At 67.8% G+C, this 23,044-nt stretch carries 20 protein-coding genes; 6 read left to right on the top strand and 14 right to left on the bottom strand.

The window, feature by feature from the left end:
• Positions 1-5 precede the first annotated feature (5 nt).
• The 14 genes from hemA to bchF are packed head-to-tail and all read right to left on the bottom strand — an operon-like array spanning position 6 to position 15,470.
• A complete protein-coding gene (gene hemA / locus ACFHNC_RS02510; RefSeq protein ID WP_437167626.1) occupies positions 6-1,217 on the bottom strand; it encodes a 5-aminolevulinate synthase in 1,212 nt (403 codons plus the stop codon).
• Positions 1,214-2,050, bottom strand: coding sequence for a putative photosynthetic complex assembly protein PuhE (gene puhE / locus ACFHNC_RS02505; RefSeq protein WP_437167625.1), 837 nt, complete (start codon positions 2,048-2,050; stop codon positions 1,214-1,216). Before puhE ends, hemA begins: the two co-directional genes overlap by 4 nt.
• 4 nt (positions 2,051-2,054) lie before the next feature.
• Positions 2,055-3,179, bottom strand: coding sequence for a magnesium-protoporphyrin IX monomethyl ester (oxidative) cyclase (gene acsF, locus ACFHNC_RS02500; protein ID WP_437167624.1), 1,125 nt, complete (start codon positions 3,177-3,179; stop codon positions 2,055-2,057).
• Complete coding sequence (locus tag ACFHNC_RS02495; RefSeq protein WP_437167623.1) at positions 3,167-3,496, bottom strand: hypothetical protein; 330 nt, start codon at positions 3,494-3,496, stop codon at positions 3,167-3,169. The genes acsF and ACFHNC_RS02495 overlap by 13 nt, the downstream gene beginning before the upstream one ends.
• A gap of 5 nt (positions 3,497-3,501) precedes the next feature.
• A complete protein-coding gene (gene puhC / locus ACFHNC_RS02490; RefSeq protein WP_437167622.1) occupies positions 3,502-3,948 on the bottom strand; it encodes a photosynthetic complex assembly protein PuhC in 447 nt (148 codons plus the stop codon).
• Positions 3,949-3,965: 17 nt separating this feature from the next.
• Positions 3,966-4,631, bottom strand: a complete 666-nt coding sequence (gene puhB / locus ACFHNC_RS02485) for a photosynthetic complex putative assembly protein PuhB (protein ID WP_437167621.1) — start codon at positions 4,629-4,631, stop codon at positions 3,966-3,968.
• On the bottom strand, positions 4,628-5,404 hold the full coding sequence (gene puhA, locus ACFHNC_RS02480; RefSeq protein WP_437167620.1) for a photosynthetic reaction center subunit H: 777 nt from the start codon (positions 5,402-5,404) through the stop codon (positions 4,628-4,630). The genes puhB and puhA overlap by 4 nt, the downstream gene beginning before the upstream one ends.
• Before the next feature lie 23 nt (positions 5,405-5,427).
• Complete coding sequence (locus ACFHNC_RS02475) at positions 5,428-6,831, bottom strand: BCD family MFS transporter (protein WP_437167619.1); 1,404 nt, start codon at positions 6,829-6,831, stop codon at positions 5,428-5,430.
• Positions 6,832-6,854: 23 nt separating this feature from the next.
• On the bottom strand, positions 6,855-7,556 hold the full coding sequence (bchM, locus tag ACFHNC_RS02470) for a magnesium protoporphyrin IX methyltransferase (protein ID WP_437167618.1): 702 nt from the start codon (positions 7,554-7,556) through the stop codon (positions 6,855-6,857).
• Position 7,557: 1 nt separating this feature from the next.
• Positions 7,558-8,454: a ferredoxin:protochlorophyllide reductase (ATP-dependent) iron-sulfur ATP-binding protein gene (bchL, locus tag ACFHNC_RS02465; protein ID WP_437167617.1), complete on the bottom strand. Its 897-nt coding sequence runs from the start codon at positions 8,452-8,454 to the stop codon at positions 7,558-7,560.
• The gene (locus ACFHNC_RS02460; RefSeq protein ID WP_437167616.1) at positions 8,451-12,086 is read right to left on the bottom strand and encodes a magnesium chelatase subunit H; all 3,636 of its coding nucleotides are present in this window, start codon (positions 12,084-12,086) and stop codon (positions 8,451-8,453) included. Before ACFHNC_RS02460 ends, bchL begins: the two co-directional genes overlap by 4 nt.
• 33 nt (positions 12,087-12,119) lie before the next feature.
• Positions 12,120-13,706 carry a ferredoxin:protochlorophyllide reductase (ATP-dependent) subunit B gene (gene bchB / locus ACFHNC_RS02455; RefSeq protein ID WP_437167615.1) on the bottom strand — a complete coding sequence of 529 codons (1,587 nt, stop codon included), beginning with the start codon at positions 13,704-13,706 and terminating at the stop codon, positions 12,120-12,122.
• Between the two features lie 4 nt (positions 13,707-13,710).
• Entirely contained in the window at positions 13,711-14,988 is a 1,278-nt protein-coding gene (locus ACFHNC_RS02450) for a ferredoxin:protochlorophyllide reductase (ATP-dependent) subunit N (protein ID WP_437167614.1), read from the bottom strand.
• Entirely contained in the window at positions 14,985-15,470 is a 486-nt protein-coding gene (gene bchF / locus ACFHNC_RS02445; RefSeq protein WP_437167613.1) for a 2-vinyl bacteriochlorophyllide hydratase, read from the bottom strand. The genes ACFHNC_RS02450 and bchF overlap by 4 nt, the downstream gene beginning before the upstream one ends.
• A gap of 366 nt (positions 15,471-15,836) precedes the next feature.
• Between bchF and ACFHNC_RS02440 the strand changes: the two genes are divergently transcribed.
• The 6 genes from ACFHNC_RS02440 (at position 15,837) to hemC (ending at position 22,816) form a co-directional block, all read left to right on the top strand.
• Complete coding sequence (locus tag ACFHNC_RS02440; RefSeq protein WP_437167612.1) at positions 15,837-16,796, top strand: cobalamin B12-binding domain-containing protein; 960 nt, start codon at positions 15,837-15,839, stop codon at positions 16,794-16,796.
• A gap of 97 nt (positions 16,797-16,893) precedes the next feature.
• The gene (gene ppsR, locus ACFHNC_RS02435; RefSeq protein ID WP_437167611.1) at positions 16,894-18,309 is read left to right on the top strand and encodes a transcriptional regulator PpsR; all 1,416 of its coding nucleotides are present in this window, start codon (positions 16,894-16,896) and stop codon (positions 18,307-18,309) included.
• Positions 18,293-19,213, top strand: a complete 921-nt coding sequence (gene chlG, locus ACFHNC_RS02430; RefSeq protein ID WP_437167610.1) for a chlorophyll synthase ChlG — start codon at positions 18,293-18,295, stop codon at positions 19,211-19,213. Before ppsR ends, chlG begins: the two co-directional genes overlap by 17 nt.
• Positions 19,210-20,541: a BCD family MFS transporter gene (locus tag ACFHNC_RS02425; RefSeq protein ID WP_437167609.1), complete on the top strand. Its 1,332-nt coding sequence runs from the start codon at positions 19,210-19,212 to the stop codon at positions 20,539-20,541. The genes chlG and ACFHNC_RS02425 overlap by 4 nt, the downstream gene beginning before the upstream one ends.
• On the top strand, positions 20,538-21,770 hold the full coding sequence (locus ACFHNC_RS02420; RefSeq protein WP_437167608.1) for a geranylgeranyl diphosphate reductase: 1,233 nt from the start codon (positions 20,538-20,540) through the stop codon (positions 21,768-21,770). Before ACFHNC_RS02425 ends, ACFHNC_RS02420 begins: the two co-directional genes overlap by 4 nt.
• A 2-nt stretch (positions 21,771-21,772) precedes the next feature.
• A complete protein-coding gene (gene hemC / locus ACFHNC_RS02415; protein ID WP_437167607.1) occupies positions 21,773-22,816 on the top strand; it encodes a hydroxymethylbilane synthase in 1,044 nt (347 codons plus the stop codon).
• Positions 22,817-23,044: the final 228 nt, after the last annotated feature.

The raw sequence follows: 23,044 nt of genomic DNA, 5'->3' as shown, positions 1-23,044 counted from the left end.
ATCCATTAGGCAGCCCGCTGCAGGCTGAATTGCGACCATACGGCGGAAAGCGCTTCCACCAGATGGTCCATGTCGGCATCGCTGTGCACCGGGCTCGGCGTGATGCGAAGCCGTTCCGTGCCGCGCGGCACGGTGGGATAGTTGATCGGCTGCACATAGACGCCGTGATCATCCAGCAGGATGTCGCTGATCGCCTTGCAGACCACGGGGTCCCCCACCATCACCGGCACGATGTGGCTGGGGTTGTCCAGATGCGGCACGCCGATGGCGTCGAGGCGGCGGCGCAGGGTCGCCGCCCGTTCATGCAGCTGTTCCCGCTCCACGCCGCTGGCCATCAGATGTTCGATGGAAGCGCGCGCGCCCGCGGCAATCGCCGGCGGCAATGCGGTGGAGAAGATAAAGCCGCTGGCATAGCTGCGGACGAAATCGCACATGGCGGCGGAGCCGGCGATGTAGCCGCCGATCACGCCGAAGGCCTTTGCCAAAGTTCCCTCGATGACGGTCAGCCGGTGCGACACGCCATCGCGGTCCGTGATGCCGCCGCCATTCGGGCCGTACAGGCCAACGCCATGCACCTCGTCGCAATAGGTCATCGCGCCGTATTTGTCGGCCAGGTCGCAGATGGCGGCGATGGGGGCGATGTCGCCATCCATGGAGTAGACGCTCTCGAACGCCACCAGCTTCGGCGCGGAAGGATCGATCTCCGACAGCACGCGCTCCAGATCCACCAGGTCGTTGTGGCGGAACATGCGGCGCTGGGCGCGGGAATGGCGCATGCCCTCGATCATCGAGGCATGGTTCATCTCATCCGAGACAATCACGCAGCCCGGCATCCGCGCGGCCAGGGTGGACAGCGAGGCCCAATTGGACATGTAGCCCGAATTGAACAGCAGCGCGTCTTCCGTGCCATGCAGCCGCGCCAGGGCGCGTTCCAGCAGCACATGCTCATGGTTGGTGCCGGAGATGTTGCGCGTGCCGCCGGCGCCTGCACCATGCTGGTCCAGCGCCCGGTGCATCGCCGCCAGCACCTTCGGGTGCTGTCCCATGCCGAGATAATCGTTGGAGCACCAGACGGTGACCTCGGAGGTCTTGCCGTTGCGGTGCCGCGTCGCCTTGGGGAATTGCCCGGCATGGCGTTCGATATCGGCGAAAACGCGATAGCGGCCTTCGCGGCGGAGGCCGTCGAGCTGGGCACGGAAGAAGGATTCGTAGTTCATCTCGGACCCCCTGTGGCCGGAACTGGTCTGCAGTGCGTTGGCTCGCACCCCATGCTGTCGCGAACTGGCTTTTGTTTGCGCGAGGCAAGACCCCACCGCCACAGCGCATCGGCCGGAACCGGCATCACCATGAAGATGTGCTCGACCAGGCCCAGCGCGACAAGCGTGGCGAGCAGGGTGAAGCCCGTCACCTCATGCGGCGTTGCTTCCGGAGCAATCGCCTGCTGCACCAGCAGCACGCAGGCGAGGATCCCGGCAGCAACCGAAAACGGCAAGAGCGCATTCATCCGGCGCCGGCGGAAGAAGCTTTCCAGGTAGCGCAGGTGATCCGGCAGGAAGGATTCCGCCAGGTTCCGCACGCCAAGATACACGTTCAGCTTGGCCGATTGCCGCATGATCCAGAAGGCCAGGAAGGTCCACAGCCCGATGCGGTTCGGCGCATCCCAGGTGGCCAGCGCGATGGCGGCCGCACCCGCGATGATCGCCAGCTCATGCCACAGCACCGCCGCCAGCGCCGCGCGAAACCGGACCCATCCGGTCGCACCCGGCGGGCAGGCCGTGCGGCGCGGGCCGGTGACCAGGCCGGTGAGAAAAGCCATCTCGATCCAGGCCCAGACCAGCAGCGCACCGAGAAAGCCGAGATAGGCGCCCTGGATCGTCATGTCCCAGGCGCTCGCCTGGAGCCCGGCGAGGCCCGCGACGGCCAGGATGGTCGCGCCGAGCATGGTCCACCGAAATGTCTCTCGGCGCAGCCCGTCCAGGTACAGGATGACGCCGGTGCTGAACCACCAGATGAACAGGGTGAACAGCGCGGGCAGACCATATTCGGCCATGGGGCTACCAGGCCGGTGATAGACGGGGGTCGGCCGGCAGCGCCTGGCGCCTTGGCGGCAGGAAATACAGCCGCGCGAAATTCGCGCCCGCTGCCGCCATCAGACTGGCGCGCTTGATGCCACCGACGATGCCGCCCTGCGCCTTCGCCGCGGCAATGCCGTCGCCGATCTTCCGCAGCCGTTCCAACCCGCGCAGGAAGCTCGGGTTGTCCACATCCAGCGTGGCCGGGAAGACCTGGCGGCAGATCTCCTCCGTGATGCGGAACACCTTCATGTCGTATTCCGTCGGCGTCATGCCGAGCGCCTTGTGGAATTCCGGCCGCGCATGGTCACGCACATACATCGTGGCAAAGACCGCGAGCTGGAAGAACCGTACCCAGTAGACATTTCCGCCCGACAGCAGATGAGGATTGGCGCGCATCAGCAGGGCGAAGGCTTCGCCATGCCGGAACTCGTCATTGCACCAATTCTCGAACCATTTGAAAATCGGATGGAAGCGCAGTTCCGGGTGCCGCTCAAACTGGCGGAAGATGGTGATGTAGCGGGCGTAGCCGATCTTCTCGCTCAGATAGGTGGCGTAGAAGATGAACTTCGGCTGGAAGTAGTGGTACTTCTTCGCCTTGGTCAGGAAGCCGAGGTCGACGCCGACGCCGACATCCTTCAGCGCATCATTGATGAAGCCGGCATGCCGGCTTTCATCCCGCGCCATGACGCTGAAGATGTCCTTCATGTCCGGGTTGGTCACGCGCTTCTTGATCTCGGCATACAGCACGCAGCCGGAGAATTCGGCAGTGACGGAGCTGACGAGAAACTCCAGCAGCTCCTTCTGCAACGGCGCCGGCAGCGCCTTGATGTCGAACTCGTCGAATTCGGCGGTGCGGGTGAAATGCCCCTTGTTCGGGTCGGCGTGGAACTCTGCCATCATCGCATCCCATTGCTGGCGCACGGGCTCGATGCTGATGCGGTCCATCGCGTCGAAATCGGTGGTGTAGAAGCGTGGCGAAAGCACCGTCTCGGTCAGCGCCATCTTGGTGGCGGCACCATCCGCATCCGGGCGCCCGCCCGGTGTCATGCCCACGGCCACCGAAGGCTCGACAATGGCGGGCCCATCCAGAATCAGGCGTTCCATGCGACGGCCTCCTTCGGCTCGAAGCCGCAATGGTACAACTCGGTCAGCTCGAAGATCGCGACCCACTGGGTCCACCAACGAGTCAGCGGCCCGGCGCGCAGCACCGTCGCCCGCGTCTCGAAGGTCATGCGCTCGCCGAACGCCACATGGTCCGGCGTGCCATGCACGATGACCTGGTCGCCAGGGCGCAGAAACACGCCTTCCGGCACGGCATAGGCATGAAAGCTGTCCGCCGTTCTCTCGATATCCACCGTGCAGGGCACTTCGAGTGTCTCTCCCCCGAAGATCGCCCGGCCCACTCCCCAGCGGCCGTTCATCCTGGTTACTCCCTGTTGGACAAGAAGCGTGCAAACGCCCTTGCGTTGGTCTCGCCAAAGCCCGTCAGGTCCAGCTTTCGGCCGGTCGCCTGATCCTCCAGCGTGATCTGGCCAGTTTGCCATGCCGTGAGGCGAAACGGTATGGCGGAACCGATATCCTCGCGCTTCCTCTCACGCACCAGACTACGCACGGTGCCGCGGACGAATCCGCCTTCGCCCGGCTCCAGCATGGCCACATCCTGGCCGTTGCGGGAATCTGTGATGACCACGCCGCCATCGCCGCGATCCGAAAAGAACAGGTCCCGCTGCGCCAGCGCCACCGGCACCACGCCGTCCTGCACGCTCGGCAGGAAGGGCGAAGCCAGCACCAACGCCAGTACGCCCGCGATCATGCTGCCGCAGACCAATGCCGGGCGGCGCAGGATCGGGTTGGTTTCGACGGTCTCCGACATCACCTTCCCTCCTTCTCTCAAGCCATCGCTTCGGCGTGGCCCGGCTCGCGCGCCTCACCACTCGCCGCCATTGCCGGCACCGGCACGGAGGCCGCAGCCGCCAAGGCACGGGACAGGACCTGTGCCGCCACATCCGCATCCTTCAATGCCCGCAACATGGGTTGGGGATGTGAAATGCGGAAGGGCCGGATATGCGGCCACAGCGCCAGCCAGGACACCCGGTGCGGCTTCACCAGCGTGACCACCAGATCCCCGGTGCCATCCGCCTGCTTCGCCACATCGGCCTTGTCGATCAGCACGAAGGGAATATTGATGGTCATCGGCAGCGCCACGCCGACACGCATGACGATACGCCGCGTCGTGATGGTGTACAGGCTGGTGCGCGCCGAAAGGCCGGCAAACAGCAGCAGCAGCGCCACCGGCACGGCCCCGATCACCACCAGCAACAACCCCTCCGCCAGCGCCTCCATCGCGCCTGCGCCCTGCGTCGTCAGGTCGCCGCCACGCAGCACGGCGAGCAGGATGAAGTAGATGGCGATGCCGCGCACGAACAGCGCGCGCCGCGCAATGCCGCGCCATTCGGGCGCACCCTGCCACAGGATGGTCTCGCCCTTCGGCAGCGGGCCGGGCAGGCCGGGGACATCTTCCCCGTCATGCTCCAGGACTTCGGGATGCCGGCTCATACCAGTGCCTCGCTACGCGCGGGCGTCGCATAGAAATGCCCGCCGCCGAAATAGGCCGCGACCTTGTCTTCCTCGAGCAGCGTGATCTGTTCCGGCTGCGCGATGCCCGGCGCAACCGCGAGCTGCGCGGCAGTGACCGAAATCACCCGCACCGTGCCGGCGGAGTTGATGGTGGCCAGGAACATCGGCACCAGCACACGGCGCGCGGCACCGGTGGCCTCGACCTCCAAGTAGCGCAAGATCATTTCCGAGCGATCGACCCAGAGGTCCACCACCACACCAGCCACCTTGCCGTCCAACGTGATGACCGGCTTGCCGCGCGGGTCCGGGTCCGTCTCACCAATGGTGAAACCATGCGCGGCCCGCAGCGGAATGATCTTCGGCAGATCGTCGTCGAAGGCGAGGTCCGGCACATCGGCGCGTTCCGCATAGGCGGCCGGGCCGATGCCATCCTGCATCGCATCACCGGTCGGGATCAGCGGCGCGCCGGCATAGTAATCCGCCGGCTCAACGAGACCGGTCAGGTCGCGTTCCCGGCGCGTCGCCGCGTGATGGTCATCATGCTTCAGCTTAAACACCTTGAGCGGCGGCACGCCGGGAAAGCCCTCGATCGGCACGCGCAGCGGATGGCTCGGCCGGTCGGAGATCAGCGGATAGCCCTCGCGCTTGCCTTCGCGATGCAGCCAGAGAACCAGAATGAAGAAGAAGGCGAAGAAGGCGTAGAGCAGCCCTGCCGCCAGATCCATTTGAACGAATTGGTGTGCGCCGGGCATTGGTGGCCTCCGCTTCCTGTTGGTCAGATTTGTGCCGCGCCGGCGAGGCCGGCTGCGGGGCGAGGTTGAGACGCACCACGGCTGCGAACCAGCGGTCCGACAACGGCGAGCGTGATGAACAGCAGCACGATCTCGATCAGGTAGATGCTGACATAGCCGGTGGCCGCCTGCGCCAGGCCCTCGCCCAGCGCACCGGCCTCAGCGATTGCCGAAATTACATCCCGCAGCACGCCGCCCAATGCGATGGCAACGCCTGCAGAAGTTGCCGTCACCGCGCCCCAGACGCCAAGCGCCAAACCGGTCTGCTCCGGCGGCGCAGCGCGCATGCAGGCCGTCAGTGTCGCATGGCCGAACAGACCCGCGCCAAGGCCGATCAGCGCCACGCCGCCTGCGAACAGCGCGCCGCTGCCGATGGCGCCGGAGAAGATGATCACGGTGAAGCCGGCAATGCCGAACAGTCCCCCAGTTGCCGCAACCTGGTGCGGATCCGCCCCCTGCCGCAGGCGCCCTGCGGCGCGCAAGAACCCGATCACCGCACCGCCCGCGAGCAATGCGGACAGCCCCGTGGTCGCGCCCACCGACAGGCCGAGGATCTGCCCGCCATAGGGCTCCAGCAGTACGTCCTGCATGGCAAAGCCCGCCGTGCCCAGGCCGGCACCCAGCAGGCGGCGGTTCCACGGGCCGGATTGGCGCAAGGCGCGAAATGCTTCGAGGAAGGTCGGCTCGCGCTCCGCGGTCCGGGCGGTGCGCGACGGGTCACGCGCTTCCTGCTGCCAGACAGCAACCAGGTTCAGCACCAGCGTCAATGCTGCCGCGCCCTGCACCACCTGGATCAACCGAAGCTGCGAGAAATCCGCCAGCAGAGCGCCGAAGACCAGCCCCGCCAGAACCATGCCGACAAGCTGCATGGCCGACAGCATCGCCACCACATTCGGCTGCTGGTCGTGCGGCGTGAGGTCCGACGCCAAGGCCAGGCCTACCGTCTGCACCATGTGCATGCCGAAGCCGGTCATCAGGAAGGCGATCGCCGCCGCCAGCTGCCCGGTCCAGGGATCGGCCCAGGTGTCCCCGGCCAGCACAAGGAGCGCGAAGGGCATCATCGCCAACCCGCCGAACTGGATGATGGTGCCAAGCCACAGATAGGGCACGCGGCGCCAGCCGAGCACGGATTTGTAGGTATCGGACTTGAAGCCAATCAGCGCCCGCAGCGGCGCGAAGACCAGCGGCAGCGCCACCATGGTGGCGACCAGCCAGGCGGAGACCTTCAGCTCCACGATCATCACGCGGTTCAGCGTACCGACCAGCAGCACCGCCGCCATGCCGCAGGAAATCTGGAACAGCGACAGCCGCAGAAGTCGCGACATCGGCAGGCGTTCGGAGGTGGCGTTGGCGAAGGGCAGCAGATGCGGCCCCACACCCTGCCACATCCGGATGATCCTGCCGGGACGCTTCATCGCCGCACGAGCTCCAGTGCCTGGGAGGTGTAGAAGCCGCTCGCCACCCGATGCGTGCGCACCGAATGCCAGCCAGCCATCGCGGTATCGCCGGCGACCAACCGCCGCAGCGTGCCCTCCGCCACCGGCACGATGGCCGGCGAGCGATCGCCACGCGGCACTAGGCGGCCGACCGTCAGGAAGGCCATCAGGAAGGCGCTACGCGGCGCGAAGGTGAACAGGATGCTGCGCTCCGTGCGGGCGGAGAGACCAGCCAGCGCGCGCAGCACATCTGTAGGCTGGTAGTGGATCAGGCAATCCATCCCCACCACATGGTCGAAGCGCCCGAAGGCCGGGTCGAGCATGTCGCCGACATGGAAGCTGACAGAGCCTGCGCCATGCTGACCCGCCGCCCGTTCCTGGCCGAGCGCGATCAGTGTGGGCGAGATATCGACGGCCACCACCTCCGCACCGCGCCGCGCGGCTTCCACGGCGAGTGCACCGGTGCCGCAGCCGGCATCCAGCACGCGCTTGCCGCGCAGGTCCGGCGGCAGCCAGGACAGCAGCTTGCCACGCATCGCATCCCGCCCGGCGCGGACGGTGGCGCGGATGCCGCTGACCGGCGCATCCGAGGTCAGGCGTTCCCAGGCCTTCGCCGCAGTGCGGTCGAAATAGGTTTCCAGTTCCCCGCGGCGGGTGGCGTAGCTGGAGGTCTGCATTTCAATCATACCCCAGCAGGTCGAATATCTCGCGATCCTTCAGCGGCGTCGCCTCCAGCGGCGTCACCCCAGCGAGCAGCCCGGCGGCGAGGCGGAGGTACTCCGTGCACACCGCCTCCACCTCCGGCGTCTGTTCCATGTCGAACAACGTCGCCTTCTTGAGGCGGGAGCGGCGAATCACGTCGAGGTCCGGCAGATGCGCCAGCATCTTCATGCCCGTCGCGTCGTTGTATTTCTGGATCTGGTCGGTGTCCTTGGAGCGGTTGACGATCACCCCGCCCAGCCGAACGCCGTAATTCTGCGACTTCGCCTTGATGGCAGCCACGATGCGATTCATCGCGAAGATGCTGTCGAAATCATTCGCGGCGACGATCACGCCACGGTCCGCATGTAGCAGCGGGGCCGCGAAGCCGCCGCAGACCACGTCGCCGAGCACATCGAAGATGACGATGTCGGTGTCTTCCAGCAGGTGATGCTCCTTAAGCAGCTTCACCGTCTGACCCACCACATAGCCGCCGCAGCCCGTGCCGGCCGGCGGGCCGCCGGCTTCGACGCACATCACGCCGTGGCGGCCTTCCACCACGAAATCCTCGGCGCGGAGTTCCTCCGAATGGAAGCCGACGCCGTCCAACACATCGATCACCGTCGGGATCATGCGGCCGGTCAGGGTGAAGGTGCTGTCATGCTTCGGATCGCAGCCGATCTGCAGGACGCGCTTGCCCAGCTTCGCGAAAGCCACCGAGAGATTGGAGGACGTTGTGCTCTTGCCGATGCCGCCCTTGCCGTAGATGGCAAAGACCTTCGCGCCTTCGATACGATCGGCCATGTGCACCTGCACACTGCCGTCGCCATCGCCGATCAGGCGCTCATCGGGCCGCGGTCGTACGATCACGGTCATGCCGCCATCTCCTCGGTAATGCCTTCGAGCCGGTCTTCGAGTTCCTCACCCGCGCGCCGCAGCGCCGCCAGGGTTTCGGCATCCGGCTGCCAGTAGCTGCGCTCCTGCGCTTCGATCAGCCGGTTGGCGATCTTCGCGGAAGCGGTGGGGTTCAGGGCTGCCAGCCGCGCGCGCATGGCGGGGTCGAGCATGTAGGTCTCGGCCAGGTTCTGGTAGATCCAGGGCGCCACCTGACCAGTGGTGGCCGACCAACCCATGGTGTTGGTCACCTGCGCCTCGATCTGGCGCACACCCTCATAGCCATGCGCCAGCAGCGGCTCGAACCATTTCGGGTTCAGCGCCCGCGTGCGTGTCTCCAGCGCCACCTGTTCGGCGACACTGCGGATCGTGCCCTCGCCGCGGGTCTGGTCGCCGACATAGACCGACGCCTCCTGCCCGCCACGCGCACGCCGCACCGCGCGGCTCATGCCGCCCAGCGTATCAAAATACTGGTCGATGGTGGTCAGCCCGACCTCGACGCTGTCGAGGTTCTGGTAGGTGACATCGACCGAGCTCAAAAGCTGCGTCAGCACCTTGTCCTGCCGCGCCGCCTTGCCGTCCACGCCATAGGCGAAGCCCTTGCGCTTCACATAGGCCTCGGCCAGTTCATCCTCATCCGTCCACAGCCCGGCATCGAGGATCTGATTCACGTTGGTGCCATAAGCACCGTCCGCATTGCCGAAGACCCGCAGCGCTGCCTGCGCTATCTCGCCGCCATGCTGGGCCAGATGCGCCAGCGCATGCTTGCGGATGAAGTTCTGCTCGATCGGCTCCTCGGCGCTGGCCGCCAGCAGCGCAGCCTCCGCCAGCAGCTTCGTCTGCAGCGGCAGCAGATCCCGGAAGATGCCAGACAGCGTCACCATCACGTCGATGCGCGGCCTGCCAAGCTCCGCGAGCGGCACCAGCTGGGCACCGGTCAGGCGGCCATAGCTGTCATGCCGCGGCTCCGCGCCCATCAGCCACAGCGCCTGGGCAATCGGGCCGCCCTCGGTCTTGAGGTTGTCGGTCCCCCACAGCACGATCGCCACCGTCTCCGGCAGTCCCTTGCCATCGGCCGCATGCCGCGCCAGCAGCCGTTCCGCCTGGCGCGCGCCATCCTGCACCGCAAAGGCGGAGGGTATCTTGAAGGGGTCGAAGCCGTGCAGGTTACGGCCGGTCGGCAGCACATCCGTGGTGCGCAGCAGGTCGCCGCCCGGCGCGGGGCGGGTGTAGCCGCCATCCAGCGCGTGCAGGATGGCCGGAATCTCATGCTCCGTCGCCAGCAGCAGGTCGAGCCGTGCGAATTCCGCAGGCTCGGTCACGCCGGCCGCGTCCAGCATCTCCTTGCGCTGCGCCGCATCCGGCACCTCGCCCACCACATGCAGGCCGTGCGGGATCAGCGTGTACTCAAGTTCCAGCAGTTGATTGCCCAGGCGCAAAACCACGCCCGGTGCGTCAGCCGCATCCCAGGCCGGCTCGGCCGGCGCCAAGTCCACAGCGGCGGCCTGTGCTTGAACCAGCTCGGCCAGCGCGGCACGGACACCGTCGTCGCAATTCGGCTCCAGCGCGCGCCAGCGGTCCAGCGTTGCCTTCAGATCGAGCAAACCGCGATACAGGCCAGCACTGGTTACCGGCGGCGTCAGGTAGCTGATCAGCGAGGCACCGGCGCGCCGCTTGGCCAACATGCCCTCGGACGGATTGTTTGACGCATACAAATACAGGTTCGGCAGGTCGCCGATCAGCCGGTCCGGCCAGCATTCGGCGGACAGCCCCGCCTGTTTGCCCGGCATGAATTCGAGCGCGCCATGCGTGCCGAAATGCAGCACGGCGTGGGCGCCGAAATCCTCGCGGATCCAGCGATAGAAGGCGCTGAAGGCATGCGTCGGCGCGAAGCCGCGCTCGAACAGCAGCCGCATCGGGTCGCCCTCATAGCCGAAGCCGGGCTGCACGCCGATGAACACATTCCCGAACTGCGCGCCGAGCACGAAGATGCTGGCGCCATCGGATTGCGCACGGCCCGGCGCCGGGCCCCAGGTGCGCTCGATCTCGGCCAGGTGGGGCTCGCGCCGCACATGGTCATCGGCCGGGATGCGCGCCGCGACATTGGCGACTGCGCCGTATTGCTGGGCGTTGCCGTTGATGATGGCGTTGCGCAGCGCATCGACGCTGGCCGGCATCTCCACCGTGTAGCCAGCCTTCTGCATCGCGCCCAGCGTGTTGAACAGCGACTGGAAGACAGAGAGATAGGCGGCGGTGCCGGTGTTGCCGGCATTGGGCGGGAAGTTGAATACCACCGCCGCAACACGCCGCTCCGCCCGCGCCGAGCGACGCAGCGCCACGATGCGCGCCACGCGTGCCGCCAGCGTGTCCGCGCGTTCGCGATAGGAGACCATGTCGCGTCCGCACTGCACGCCATCGCAGCCCGGGCAGACCGTGCCGGTGGAGGAGGCGCCGCAGCGGCCGCCGAAGGTCATCGGCAGGATGCCGCCATCCAGCTCCGGGATCGCCACCATCATCGTGGCCTCGACCGGCAGCAGGCCGCGCGGATCGGCCTCCCATTGCCGCATCGTCTGGAATTCCAGCGGATGAGCAGAGATGTAGGGCACATCCAGCGCCGCCAGCGTTTCTTCCGCCGCGCGCGCATCATTGTAGGCCGGGCCACCCACCAGCGAGAAACCGGTAAGCGAGACCACCGCATCCACCGTCGTCACGCCATCCCGCATGAAGTAGGCTTCGATGGCGGGGCGGTTGTCGAGGCCACTGGCGAAGGCCGGCACCACGTTCAGGCCGCGTGCCTCCAGCGCCGCGATCACGCCATCATAATGCGCGGCATTTGCGGCCAGCACATAGGACCGCATGATCAGCACACCGACCGTGCCCTTGGTCCCGCGCGCCGGAAGCTGGGACACGCGATCCGTCACCTGCCCCGGGATGCGCGGATGATACAGCCCGACTTCCGGATATTCGACCGGCGGCGCCACCTTCAGTGTACCGACCAGCACTTGGCGCGGACCGGCCGCATAGCGGTTCACCAGCAGCCGCACGAGGTTGGCAAGGTTCGCCTGGCTACCGGCCAGCCAGTATTGCAGCGCCAGGAAATATACCCGCACATCCTGCGCGGTGCCGGGGATGAAGCGCAGCAGCTTCGGCAATTCCCTCAGCATCTTCATCTGGCCCTTGCCGGAAGATGCCGCGCCCTTCTTGCTGCCGCGCAGGCGCTTCAGCAGGCCCATCACCCCCTTGGCCTCGGCGCCCATGTCGAAGCGCCCGAGCCGGGTCAGCTTCATCACCTCGCCGGCCGAAAGGCAGCACACCATCGCGTCACAGGCATCGCGCCGCGCGCGCAGCGCCGGCAGCACCAGGTTAATGTGGTCTTCGAGGAACAACATGGTGGCAATAACGATGTCGCCGCGGGCGATATCGGTATGGCAGGCGGCCAACGCCTCCGCATCCGTGCCCCATTCATCCGCCGCGTGCACGGACAATTCCAGTCCGGGAATGTCCCGCCGCAGCACATCGCGCGCCTGCATCATCGCGCCTGCGAGGTGGCTGTCCATGGTGACCACGACGACTCGCATCGTGGTGGCAGCACGCCAATTCATACCCTCAGGCATCCGGCCCTCCGGTGCGGCGGCGAGAGAAATATCTCACCGCGAAAAATGCGCTTTCGCGTCGTAGAGAGTCTCGATCGTGATGGTCCCGATCCCACGCTCCTGCGCGAATCGTTCGGTGTTGCGCCGGGCCTTGCCGCGGACGAAGAAGGGAATCTTCTTTAACTCCTTCTCCGCATCTGGCCCCCAGGCAAGCAAAAGGGCGCCCGCGGCGGAGTGGGGAGTCTCCGCCGCGGGCACGGGCATGGGCTGCGCGGCGGGCGCGGCCTCTTTGCCCGACTGTGACGGCGCAGCATGGCCAAGATGGCTGGGCTGCACGCCGTCGTTGAACTCGAAATCCTCGCGGAACATGCCGAGAAGATGTTCCTCCAGCCCCATCATCAGGGGGTGGACCCAGGTGTCGAACAGCACATTCGCGCCTTCGAGACCCATCTGCGGTGAATTGCGCGCCGGGAAATCCTGCACATGCACCGGTGCGGAAATCACTGCGCAGGGCACACCGAGGCGCTTGGCCACATGGCGTTCCATCTGCGTGCCCAGCACCAGTTCCGGCTGCAATGCCGTGATCTGCGCCTCGACCTCAAGATAGTCGTCGGTGATCAGCGGCTCCACGCCATGCAGCGCGGCGGCCGCGCGGATCTCGCGGCCGAATTCACGGGAATAGCTGCCGAGGCCGACAACGGTGAAGCCGAGCTCCTTCTCCGCCACCCGCGCCGCCGCGATCGCATGCGTCGCATCGCCGAAGATGAAGACGCGCTTGCCGGTCAGGTAGGTGCTGTCGACTGACCGCGAATACCACGGCAGCCGCAGCGTGCCTTCCGCCGTCGTCGCCGGCACACCGGCCAGCTTCGCGACTTCCTGCACGAAATCCCGCGTCGCGCCGACGCCGATCGGCACCACCGTGGTGCAGGGCTGGCCGAAGCTGCGGCGCAGCCAGGCGGCCGCCTGGCCGGCGACTTCCGGGTACAGCACCACGTTGAAATCGGCATCCCCAAGCGTGGCGAGATCGGCGGGCGTCGCGCCCATCGGCGCGATCACATGCGTCTCGATGCCGAGTGCCTCCAGCAGCCGCTCCACCTCCGGCACGTCGTCACGGTGACGGAAGCCAAGTGCGGTGGGGCCGAGGATGTTGCAGCGGGGCGTCGCATTCTTCGGTCGCACAGTGCCGGGCTTCGGCACATGCGGGCCGGCGCAGGCGCGGACCAGCTGATAGAAGGTTTCGGACGCGCCCCAGTTCTCCTTGCGCTGATAGGCGGGCAGTTCCAGCGGCACCACCGGGATCGGCAGGCCGAGCGTCTTGGCCAGCCCGCCCGGATCGTCCTGGATCAGCTCCGCCGTGCAGCTAGCGCCCACCAGCATCGCCTGCGGCTTGAACCGCTCATAGGCATCCAGCACCGCCTCGCGGAACAGGTTCGCCGTGTCCCCGCCCAGGTCGCGTGCCTGGAAGGTGGTGTAGGTGACGGGCGGGCGCTTGGCGCGGCGCTCGATCATGGTGAACAGCAGGTCCGCGTAGGTATCGCCCTGCGGCGCGTGCAGCACGTAGTGCACGCCTTCCATCGCGGTGGCGACGCGCATGGCGCCGATATGGGGGGGGCCTTCATAGGTCCAGAGCGCGAGCTGCATGGCGCTATACCGCCAGCTTCGCGTGGCGCAGCAGCGGCCGCGCGAACAGCTCGGCCAGATCAGCCGCCTGGTCGTAGCCCTGGATCGGCGTGAAGACGAGCTCGATGGACCATTTGGTCGTCAGCCCCTCCGCCTCCAGCGGATTGGCGAGGCCAAGACCGCAGACGGTCAGGTCGGGTCGCAGCGCGCGGCAGCGGTCCAATTGGCGATCGACATGCTGGCCTTCGGAGAGCATCGTCTCCGCCGGTAGCAGCGCCAGCTCCTCCGCCAGATGCTGGCGGTGCAGATAGGGCGTGCCGACCTCGGTCAACCGCATGCCCAATTCGCGCGAAAGAAACCGCGCCAGCGGGATTTCGAGCTGGCTGTCCGGGAAGAAGAAGATGCTCTTGCCCTCAAGCCTTTGGCGAATTCTCGCGAGAGCCGCACCGGCCCTTGCCGCTGCGGCGCCGGTGGCTTCCTCGATGCGCGCGGGCGAGGCGCCCCAGACTTCGGCGGCCGCGGTCAGCCAGGCGGTGGTGCCCTCCACGCCCAATGGGAAGGGTGCTGCAATGCGCGTCGCGCCGCGGGCTTCCAGCGCCCGGGCCGTGTCGTTCAGGAAGGGCTGTGCCAGCAGGTAGCGCGTGCCCGGCCCCACCGCCGGCAGTTCCGCGGCGCGGCGGGACGGCAGGAAGCGCACCGGTCCCACGCCGAGCGCCGCAAAAATTCGGAGAAACTGGTCTTCCACCACCTCGGCCAGCGCGCCGACCACCAGCAGGGACCGCGCGGCACCTGGCTCGGCGGGCATTTCCGGCACCAGGGAGGCCAGGCAGGCATCTTCGCCCTGGGTGAAGGTCGTCTCGATGCCGCTGCCCGAATAATTCAGCACCCGCACCTGCGGCAGGAAGCGCTGCGACAGGCGCTGAGCGGCACGGGACAGATCGAGCTTGATCACCTCGCTCGGGCAGGAGCCGACGAGGAACAGCATGCGGATGTCGGGGCGCCGCTCCAGCAGCCGCGTCACCACGCGGTCCAGTTCCGCATTGCAATCGGCCAGCCCTGCCAGATCCCGCTCATCAATGATGGCGGTGGCGAAGCGGGGCTCGGCGAAGATCATCACGCCGGCGGCGGATTGCAGCAGATGCGCGCAGGTCCGGCTGCCGACGACCAGGAAGAAGGCGTCCTGGATCTTGCGATGCAGCCAGACGATGCCGGTCAGCCCGCAGAACACCTCGCGCTGGCCGCGCTCCCGCAGCACGGGCGCATCGGCGCAGCCAGGCTGGGGCAGGGCGGCCGCGGCGCTCATGCCGCCACGCTGCGGGCGGTGGCGCGGGCTTCGTCCAGCCGTGCGGCGCGCAGCTTCATGAGGAACTGCGCGGCGTTGACGACGTAGGCGGCGTAGGCGGCGAGTGCCAGCAGCATCTGCCCCTGCCCGTCACCGAAGCCGGTGAAGACGGCCAGCAGGTAGGCGCTGTGCAGGGCCAGCACCAGCATGCTGAAGACGTCTTCCCAGAAGAAGGCCGGGGCGAACAGGTAGCGGCCGAACACCACCTTCTCCCACACGCAGCCGGTCACCATGATGGTGTAGAGCAGCGCCGTCTTCACGACGACGGAGGCGGTGGCGACCGCCAGCCCATCGCCGGTGGCCAGGAAGTTCAGCACCAGGCCGAGGCTCACCAGGAACACCGCGAACTGGATCGGTGCCAGGACCCCCTGCACCAGGGTCCAGGGCGTGGCATCGCGCCGCTGCCGTTCCTCCGGTGTGTAAAGCGGCCGGCGCGACGCCATGGCGTCCCGATTCTGGCGCGCGGCGCGCCCCGACGTGGCGCCCCAGGGCGACGCGTCGAGAGCGTCAAGCATTCCGGACAACCCGTTCATTGTAAGCATGGCTTGACAACCCTCCGTCAAAGGCGGTCCGCTGTCCGCGAACGGCTGCCGTGGCCCCTGGCCGGCAGCCCGCGATGGGGGAAATATCCGAGAAGACTGCGCTTGTTGGCCGGCTTGGCCGCTTCCCTGCGCATCTTTTTCTCTCCCACACCGTGCTTGTTCAGGGAGGCTAGAGGCCCGGCGCTCATAGTGTCAAGCACGATTGACGTAAATCGCGGTTGACAGGAGAGGGTGCCGGCATTCAAGTATGAAGCACCGGAGGGGGCGATGTCCGCGAAGCCGATGATGGCAGCACAGCATATGGCGGAAAGCGCCAGCCAGACGCAGGAGGCAGGGTCCGCCCCGCATTCCAGCCATGGCCGCGATACCGCCGGCAGCGACAGGTGGTCGCCGCCCGCCAGCCCCCGCGCGCCGCCCGCGCGCATCCGGCCTGCGAACGCCGAGCGCCGGCGCGTCGCCCTGCTGGCCCGCACCCTGGAGACGGAGGTGATCCCCCGCCTGGTGCTTTCGCGGCGCGAAGCCAATACGCCCGCCTATATCGACAACCCCGGCGCCAGCATGCCGCAGCCGGAGGATATTTCCGTCGTTGCCGGCCTGGCCCTGCAGGGCGACCTCAGCGGCGCGCTCGCCTATGTCAGCGGCCTGACGGGGCGCGGCATGCCGCTGGAGCGGATCTATCTTTACCTGTTGGCGCCGGTCGCCCGGCATCTCGGCGAGATGTGGGAACAGGATCGCTGCGACTTCACGGCGGTCACCATCGGCCTTTGCTGCCTGCAGCAGGTGGTGCTGGAGAACAGCCCCGCCTTCCAGCCGCGACTCGGCCGCGGTGATGTCGAACGCCGGATCCTGCTGGCCCCGGTGCCGGGTGAGCAGCACAGCTTCGGCCTGGTCATGGTTGGCGAATTTTTCCGGCGCCAGGGGTGGGAAGTGACCTCCGGCAGCGGCACCAACGCCAAGGAAATCTCAGCCGTGGTGCGGCGGCAGTGGTTCGCCGCCATCGGCTTCTCGATGGCCAGCGAGGATCATCTGGAGGTCCTGGCCACCACCATCCGGGCGGTGCGTCGCGCCTCCCGCAATCCACAGATCGGGGTGCTCGTCGGCGGACGGGTTTTCGTCGATCGGCCGGAGCTGGCCGCGCTGGTGGGCGCGGATGCAACTGCGGCAGATGGTCAACAGGCAGCGCTGAAGGCGGAGACGCTTCTGGCTCTGCTGATGCGTGAAGCCTAACGCCGGGCACCCCCCGGCAGGATGTGAATGACGACGTGTGGACGCTCAGGAGGCTCGGCTGGGGAGGGGACCCTCGGGATGAAGGACGCAATGGTTCGTGAAATCGTTCGCTACCCCCAGGATTTCGCTCGGCCCCCTCGATGCGGATGCGACCGCAGGGCTGATCACGGCTGCCGCGGACGTCTCGCTCGTGCTTGATCAGGCGGGCATCATTCGTGACATCGCCTTCAGCCAGGTGGACCTGGCCCGGGAATTCGACGGCCCGGACACCCTCCTCGGCCGCGCCTGGAGCGAGACGGTGGCCAAGGACAGCCGCGTCAAGGTCGAGTCCATGCTGGCGCGCGATCTGCCGAAGGATGCCGCACGCTGGCGGCACATCAACCAGATGACGACGCGTGGTTCCACCATTCCGCTACTGTGTTCCGTGGCGCCGCTGGGCGATGCCGGCCGGCATGTGGTGTTCGGGCGGGACCTGCGGCCGCTGTCGCAGTTGCAGCAGCGCATGGTCGAGGTGCAGCAATCCATGGAGCGGGACTATTCCCGCCTGCGCCAGGCCGAAACCCGCTACCGCCTGCTGTTCCAGATGGCGATGGACCCGGTGCTGATCCTGGACGCCGACCAGCAGCGCATCATGGAGGCGAACCCCGCCGCGCAGCGCCTGTTCGGCCGCAACGCCCGGCGCAGCTCGGCCCGCACCCTGGCCGAGTTGTTCGAACCGGCGGATCGCCCCGCCGTCCAAGCCCTGCTCGCCAGCGTCCGCAGCGCCGGCCGCGCGGATGACGTGACCGCCCATCTGGTGGAAAGCGGGGAGGCGATGGTGGTTTCCGCCTCCACCTTCCGGCAGGAGGCGGGGCTGCTGTTTCTGGTGCGGCTTTCCGCGCCGGCGCAGATCAGCGCGGCGCTGCCCGATACGCAGGCCCGGATGCTGAAGGTGGTGCAGGTGGCGCCCGATGGCTTCGTCGTCACCGATGACAGCGCCCATGTGCTGACCGCCAACGCCGCCTTCCTCGAAATGGCGCAGCTCGCGCATGAGGAGCAGGCGCGCGGCGAAACACTGGACCGCTGGATCGGCCGCCAGGGCGTAGAGATGGATGTGCTGCTCTCCAACCTCCGCAATCGCGGCGCGGTGCGGCTTTATGTCACCACGCTGCATGGCGCGCTGGGCGGACAGGTGGAGGTGGAGATTTCCGCCGTGTCCGTGATGAATGAGGGGCAGCCCTGCTTCGGCTTCCAGCTCCGCGACATCGGCGCGCGCACCCGCCCGGCCGTGCGCGCCGCGGATGGCGCAACGCGGTCCGTGGAACAGCTCACCGAACTCATCGGCCGCGTGCCGCTGAAGGATCTCGTGCGCGAAGCAACCGATGCCATCGAGCGTCTGTGCATCGAGGCGGCGCTGGAGCTGACCGGCGATAACCGCGCCTCGGCGGCCGAGATGCTCGGCCTGTCACGGCAGAGCCTGTATGTGAAATTGCGGCGCTACGGCCTTGGCGATCTCGATGACCAGCAGGGATAGCGAGATGGCCAGTCCGGCGAGCAGCATCGGCCTGCCCGCACCCCGGCTTCAGCCGGCGGCGGTGCTGGAGCTGTTGAAGCCGGTCACCTGGTTTCCGCCGATGTGGGCCTTCGGCTGCGGCGTCGCGGCCTCCGGCGTCAATGTGCTGGAGAATTTTCCGCTCATCGCGCTCGGCGTGCTGCTCACCGGGCCGATGGTCTGCGGCATGAGCCAGGCGGTGAATGACTGGTACGACCGGCATGTGGACGCGATCAACGAGCCGAACCGGCCGATCCCATCCGGCCGCATTCCGGGCCGCTGGGGGCTGGTCATCGCCATCCTGTGGACGCTGGCCTCGCTCGCCATCGGCCTGGCGCTCGGCCCCTGGGGTTTCGCAGCGACGGTGCTGGCGGTGGTGATGGCCTGGATCTACTCCGCGCCGCCGCTGCGGCTGAAGCAGAATGGCTGGTGGGGCAATCTGGCCTGCGGCCTGTCCTATGAGACGCTGCCCTGGATCACCGCGGTGGCGGTGCTGTCCGCCGGCGCGCCGGATGCGCGGGTGGTGGCGATCGCGGTGCTGTATGGCCTCGGCGCGCATGGCATCATGACGCTGAACGACTTCAAGTCGATAGAGGGCGATACCCGCTTCGGCCTGCGGTCCCTGCCCGTCATCCTCGGCGCACCGCGTGCGGCGCGCGTCGCCTGCCTGTTCATGGCGGCGCCGCAGGCGGTGGTCGTGGCGCTGCTGCTGGCCTGGGGCTTGCCCATCGCGGCCGGGCTGATCGCGGCCTCGCTGCTGGCGCAGATCGCCCTGATGCGGAAGCTGCTGCGCGATCCGCGCGGCCTGGCGCCCTGGTACAATGGCACCGGCATCACCCTTTACGTCGCGGGCATGATGGCCGCGGCGGTGGCGCTCTCCCCATGAACCCAACGCTTCCCCCCCTCGGCTGGCTCGGCATTGTGCGCCTCGGTCTGGTGCAGACGGCGCTGGGTGCGGTGGTGGTGCTGACCACGGCGGCGTTGAACCGCGTGATGGTGGTGGAACACGCCCTGCCCGCCACGCTGCCCGGCATTCTGGTGGCGCTGCATTACGCGGTGCAGATGCTGCGGCCGCGGCTCGGCCATGGCTCGGACCAGGGCGGGCGTCGCACGCCCTGGATCATCGGCGGCATGGCGGTGCTCGGCCTGGGCGGCGTGCTGGGGGCGGTGGCGACGGCCTGGATGGGCACGGCGCTGGTGCCCGGCATCGCGCTGGCCGTCCTGGCCTTCCTGCTGGTTGGCATCGGCGTCGGCGCCGCTGGCACCTCGCTGCTCGTGCTGCTGGCCACGCGCGTCGCGCCGGCGCGGCGGCCGGCGGCGGCCTCCCTCGTCTGGATCATGATGATCGCGGGCTTCGTGGTGACCACGGCGATCGCCGGGCGGCTGCTGGACCCCTACTCCGGCATGCGGCTTGTCGCGGTTTCCGCTGGCGTGTCCGTCATCGCCTTCCTGCTGGCGCTGGTCGCCGTCGCGGGGATCGAGGGTCCGACCCGCGCCGCGCTGCCCGCCAGCGCCCGCACCGCCTTCATGCCGGCGCTGCGCGAGGTGTGGGCGGAGCCGGTGGCACGGCATTTCAGCATCTTCGTCTTCGTCTCCATGCTGGCCTACAGCGCCCAGGACCTGATCCTGGAGCCTTTCGCCGGCACTGTCTTCGGCATGTCCCTGGGTGAGACCACGCGGCTTTCTTCCGTGCAGAATGCCGGTGTGCTGGCGGGCATGATCCTGGCCGCCCTTATCGGCAGCCTTGCCGGCGGCCGGATCGCGGTGCTGCGCGGCTGCATCCTGGCCGGCTGCATCGCGGCCTGCGCGATGCTGGTGGCGCTGGCCGGCGCGGGCACGGCGGGCGCGCAATTCCCGCTGCGCGAAAGCTTCTTCGCCTTGGGCTTGGCCAATGGCGTCTTCGCCGCGGCCGCCATCGCCGCGATGATGCAGCTCGTCTCCCAGGGGGCGGAAGGGCGGCAGGGCGTGCGGATGGGCATGTTCGGCGCGGCGCAGGCGATTGCCTTCGGTGCGGGTGGCCTGGCCGGCACGGTGGTGCTGGATCTCGGCCGGCTGATCACCGGCAGCGCCGGCGGTGGCTACGTCACGGTATTCCTGGCCGATGCGGGGCTGTTCCTCGTCGCGGCACTACTGGCGTTGCGCATCGGGCGCGCGCCAGGGCGACAGACCAGCGCGGGTAATGTCCCGCCGCTGATGGGGAGGCAACGGGCATGACCCTCACGATGCAGGAATTCGACGTCGTCGTCGTCGGCGGCGGCCCCGCCGGCGCCACCGCGGCGCATGACCTGGCCCGGCAGGGCCGCAGCGTGGCACTGCTGGACAAGGCGGGGCGCATCAAGCCCTGCGGAGGCGCCATTCCGCCGCGCCTGATCCGCGATTTCGAGATTCCGGACCACATGCTGGTCGCCAAGGTCAACGCCGCGCGGATGATCTCGCCCTCGGACCGTGAGGTCGACATGCCGATCGATGGCGGCTTCGTCGGCATGGTGGAGCGTGAACCCTTCGACGAATTCCTGCGCGTCCGCGCGGCCGAATCCGGCGCGACGCGCCTGACCGGCAGCTTCGAACGCATCGAGCATGATGCGGATGGCGTCGCCATCGTTGCCTTCACGCCGAAGGGCGCCACCGAGGAAACCCGCATCCGCGCCCGCTGCATCATCGGCGCCGATGGCGCGCGCAGCGCAGTTGCCAAGCAGTCGGTGAAGGGCGCGGAGAAGATCCCCTGCGTCTTCGCCTACCACGAGATCGTCGAGGCTCCGACGACCGAGGCGCCCAAATATGACGCGAAGCGCTGCGACGTGTTCTACCAGGGCAAGCTCTCGCCGGATTTCTACGCCTGGATCTTCCCGCATGGCGACAAGGTCTCCATCGGCACCGGCTCGGCGAATAAGGGCTTCTCGCTGCGCGGTTCGGTGACCGAGCTGCGCGCCTCGACCGGCCTCGACAAGATGCGGACCATCCGGCGCGAGGGCGCGCCGATCCCGCTGAAGCCGCTGAAGCGCTGGGACAATGGCCGCGACGTGGTTTTGGCCGGCGATGCCGCGGGGGTGGTTGCGCCTTCGTCCGGCGAGGGCATCTACTACGCCATGCTGTGCGGACGACTGGCCGCCGATGCCGCAGCCGAATTCTGTGCCACCGGTCGCGCCAGCGCGCTGCGGACGGCGCGGAAACGCTTCATGAAGGCGCATGGCCGCGTCTTCCTGATCCTCGGGATTATGCAGTATTTTTGGTACTCGTCGGACAAGCGCCGCGAGAAGTTCGTTGCGATCTGCCAGGACAAGGACGTTCAGCGCCTGACCTGGGAGGCCTACATGAACAAGGAACTCGTGCGCAAAGATCCTTTGACGCACATCAAGATATTCTTGAAGGACATGGCGCATCTTGTCGGCCTCGCGGGGCCACGCCTGGACCGGACCGCCGCGACCTCGCGTGGAGACGCCTGACCATGCTGCTTTCTTCCCTCGATTCCACCGGTCCCCAGGGCCTTCGCCAACGCGGCGCCATCCATGGCCATTCGCCGCAGCACCGGCATTCCACCCGCACCCTGCCGCTGAAGGTGGGCACCCGAGGGTCGCCGCTGGCGCTGTGGCAGACGCGGCATTTCCTCGGCCTGATCACCAAGGTCTGCCCGCTGCTGCGGGAGGTGAAGGCCTTCGAGGAATGCATCATCGCCACCTCCGGCGACCTGGTGCAGGACCGGCGCCTGGCGGATATCGGCGGCAAGGGCCTGTTCGCCAAGGAAATCCATGAGGCGCTGCTGGATGGCCGGGTCGATTTCGCCGTCCACAGCATGAAGGACCTGGAGACGGAGCTGCCGCCCGGCATCGTCCTGGCCTGCGCACTGAAGCGGGAGGATTCGCGCGATGCCATCGTGCTCGGCCCGACCTGCGCCGGCGGCGCATCGGACGACCCCTATGCCTGTCTGCCACACGGCGCGCTGATCGGCACCGCCTCGATCCGCCGGCAGAGCCAGCTGCTGCATGCCCGCCCGGACCTCCAGGTCGAGATCATCCGCGGCAATGTGCAGATGCGGCTGGCCAAGGTTCGGGCGGAGGGTGGACCGCAGGCCTCGCTGCTCGCCATCGCCGGGCTGAAGCGCATGGAGATGGAGCACGAGGCCGCGGTGGTGCTGGATGCGGAAACCATGGTCCCCGCCGCCTGCCAGGGCATCGTCGGCGTCACCGTCCGCGCCGATGACGTGGAGTTACGCGAGCTGCTGTCGGCCATCGAGGACCGGGACGCCGCCTGCGTCAGCGCCGCCGAACGCGCGCTGCTCGGCTCGCTCGACGGGTCCTGCCGCACGCCGATCGGCGGCCACGCGCAGCTTCTGCCGGACGGGTCGCTGCACCTGACGGGTCTGGTGGCCCGCGCCGACGGATCCTTCCTGCTGAAGCGCAAGCTGTGGGGCGCGCCGGCCGATGCGGCGCGGCTGGGCCGCGAATTGGGCGACAGCCTGCGCATGGACAGCCCGGCCGACATCTTCGGCTGATCGGCGAGGGTGGGGGGCGGCGACCCCCCCTCAGCGGAGGCCGAGCGCCCGGCGCCCGGAGAATTTCTGGCGAGACTGGCAGCCGGCCTGACGCCTTGCGGCTCGGGGCGGATCAGGCCTCGGCCAGCCGGCCTAGCCGGGGACCAGGTCCGGTAAATGCTCCGCCGGGACAGCAGTGCGCGGATCCGCAGATCACCTCGAAGCCAGCGGCGCGGACACGGGGCGCCA

It is taken from the genome of Falsiroseomonas sp. E2-1-a4 (assembly GCF_051433165.1).
Classification (GTDB): domain Bacteria; phylum Pseudomonadota; class Alphaproteobacteria; order Acetobacterales; family Acetobacteraceae; genus Falsiroseomonas.
Note: the sequence above shows the minus strand (reverse complement) of the source record. Positions and strands in the feature narration are given on the sequence as shown.

Bases quoted from the DNA above. Each gene is read 5' to 3' on its own strand.
- puhB (WP_437167621.1), bottom strand. From the start codon at position 4,631: ATGAGCCGGCATCCCGAAGTCCTGGAGCATGACGGGGAAGATGTCCCC.
- ACFHNC_RS02475 (WP_437167619.1), bottom strand. From the start codon at position 6,831: ATGTGGCAGGGTGTGGGGCCGCATCTGCTGCCCTTCGCCAACGCCACC.
- hemC (WP_437167607.1), top strand. From the start codon at position 21,773: ATGCTGCTTTCTTCCCTCGATTCCACCGGTCCCCAGGGCCTTCGCCAA.
- acsF (WP_437167624.1), bottom strand. From the start codon at position 3,179: ATGGAACGCCTGATTCTGGATGGGCCCGCCATTGTCGAGCCTTCGGTG.
- ACFHNC_RS02420 (WP_437167608.1), top strand. From the start codon at position 20,538: ATGACCCTCACGATGCAGGAATTCGACGTCGTCGTCGTCGGCGGCGGC.
- bchM (WP_437167618.1), bottom strand. From the start codon at position 7,556: ATGCAGACCTCCAGCTACGCCACCCGCCGCGGGGAACTGGAAACCTAT.
- ACFHNC_RS02425 (WP_437167609.1), top strand. From the start codon at position 19,210: ATGAACCCAACGCTTCCCCCCCTCGGCTGGCTCGGCATTGTGCGCCTC.
- ACFHNC_RS02495 (WP_437167623.1), bottom strand. From the start codon at position 3,496: ATGAACGGCCGCTGGGGAGTGGGCCGGGCGATCTTCGGGGGAGAGACA.
- puhA (WP_437167620.1), bottom strand. From the start codon at position 5,404: ATGCCCGGCGCACACCAATTCGTTCAAATGGATCTGGCGGCAGGGCTG.
- ACFHNC_RS02450 (WP_437167614.1), bottom strand. From the start codon at position 14,988: ATGAGCGCCGCGGCCGCCCTGCCCCAGCCTGGCTGCGCCGATGCGCCC.
- hemA (WP_437167626.1), bottom strand. From the start codon at position 1,217: ATGAACTACGAATCCTTCTTCCGTGCCCAGCTCGACGGCCTCCGCCGC.
- bchB (WP_437167615.1), bottom strand. From the start codon at position 13,706: ATGCAGCTCGCGCTCTGGACCTATGAAGGCCCCCCCCATATCGGCGCC.
- bchF (WP_437167613.1), bottom strand. From the start codon at position 15,470: ATGGCGTCGCGCCGGCCGCTTTACACACCGGAGGAACGGCAGCGGCGC.
- puhE (WP_437167625.1), bottom strand. From the start codon at position 2,050: ATGGCCGAATATGGTCTGCCCGCGCTGTTCACCCTGTTCATCTGGTGG.
- bchL (WP_437167617.1), bottom strand. From the start codon at position 8,454: ATGACCGTGATCGTACGACCGCGGCCCGATGAGCGCCTGATCGGCGAT.
- chlG (WP_437167610.1), top strand. From the start codon at position 18,293: ATGACCAGCAGGGATAGCGAGATGGCCAGTCCGGCGAGCAGCATCGGC.
- ACFHNC_RS02460 (WP_437167616.1), bottom strand. From the start codon at position 12,086: ATGCCTGAGGGTATGAATTGGCGTGCTGCCACCACGATGCGAGTCGTC.
- puhC (WP_437167622.1), bottom strand. From the start codon at position 3,948: ATGTCGGAGACCGTCGAAACCAACCCGATCCTGCGCCGCCCGGCATTG.
- ACFHNC_RS02440 (WP_437167612.1), top strand. From the start codon at position 15,837: ATGTCCGCGAAGCCGATGATGGCAGCACAGCATATGGCGGAAAGCGCC.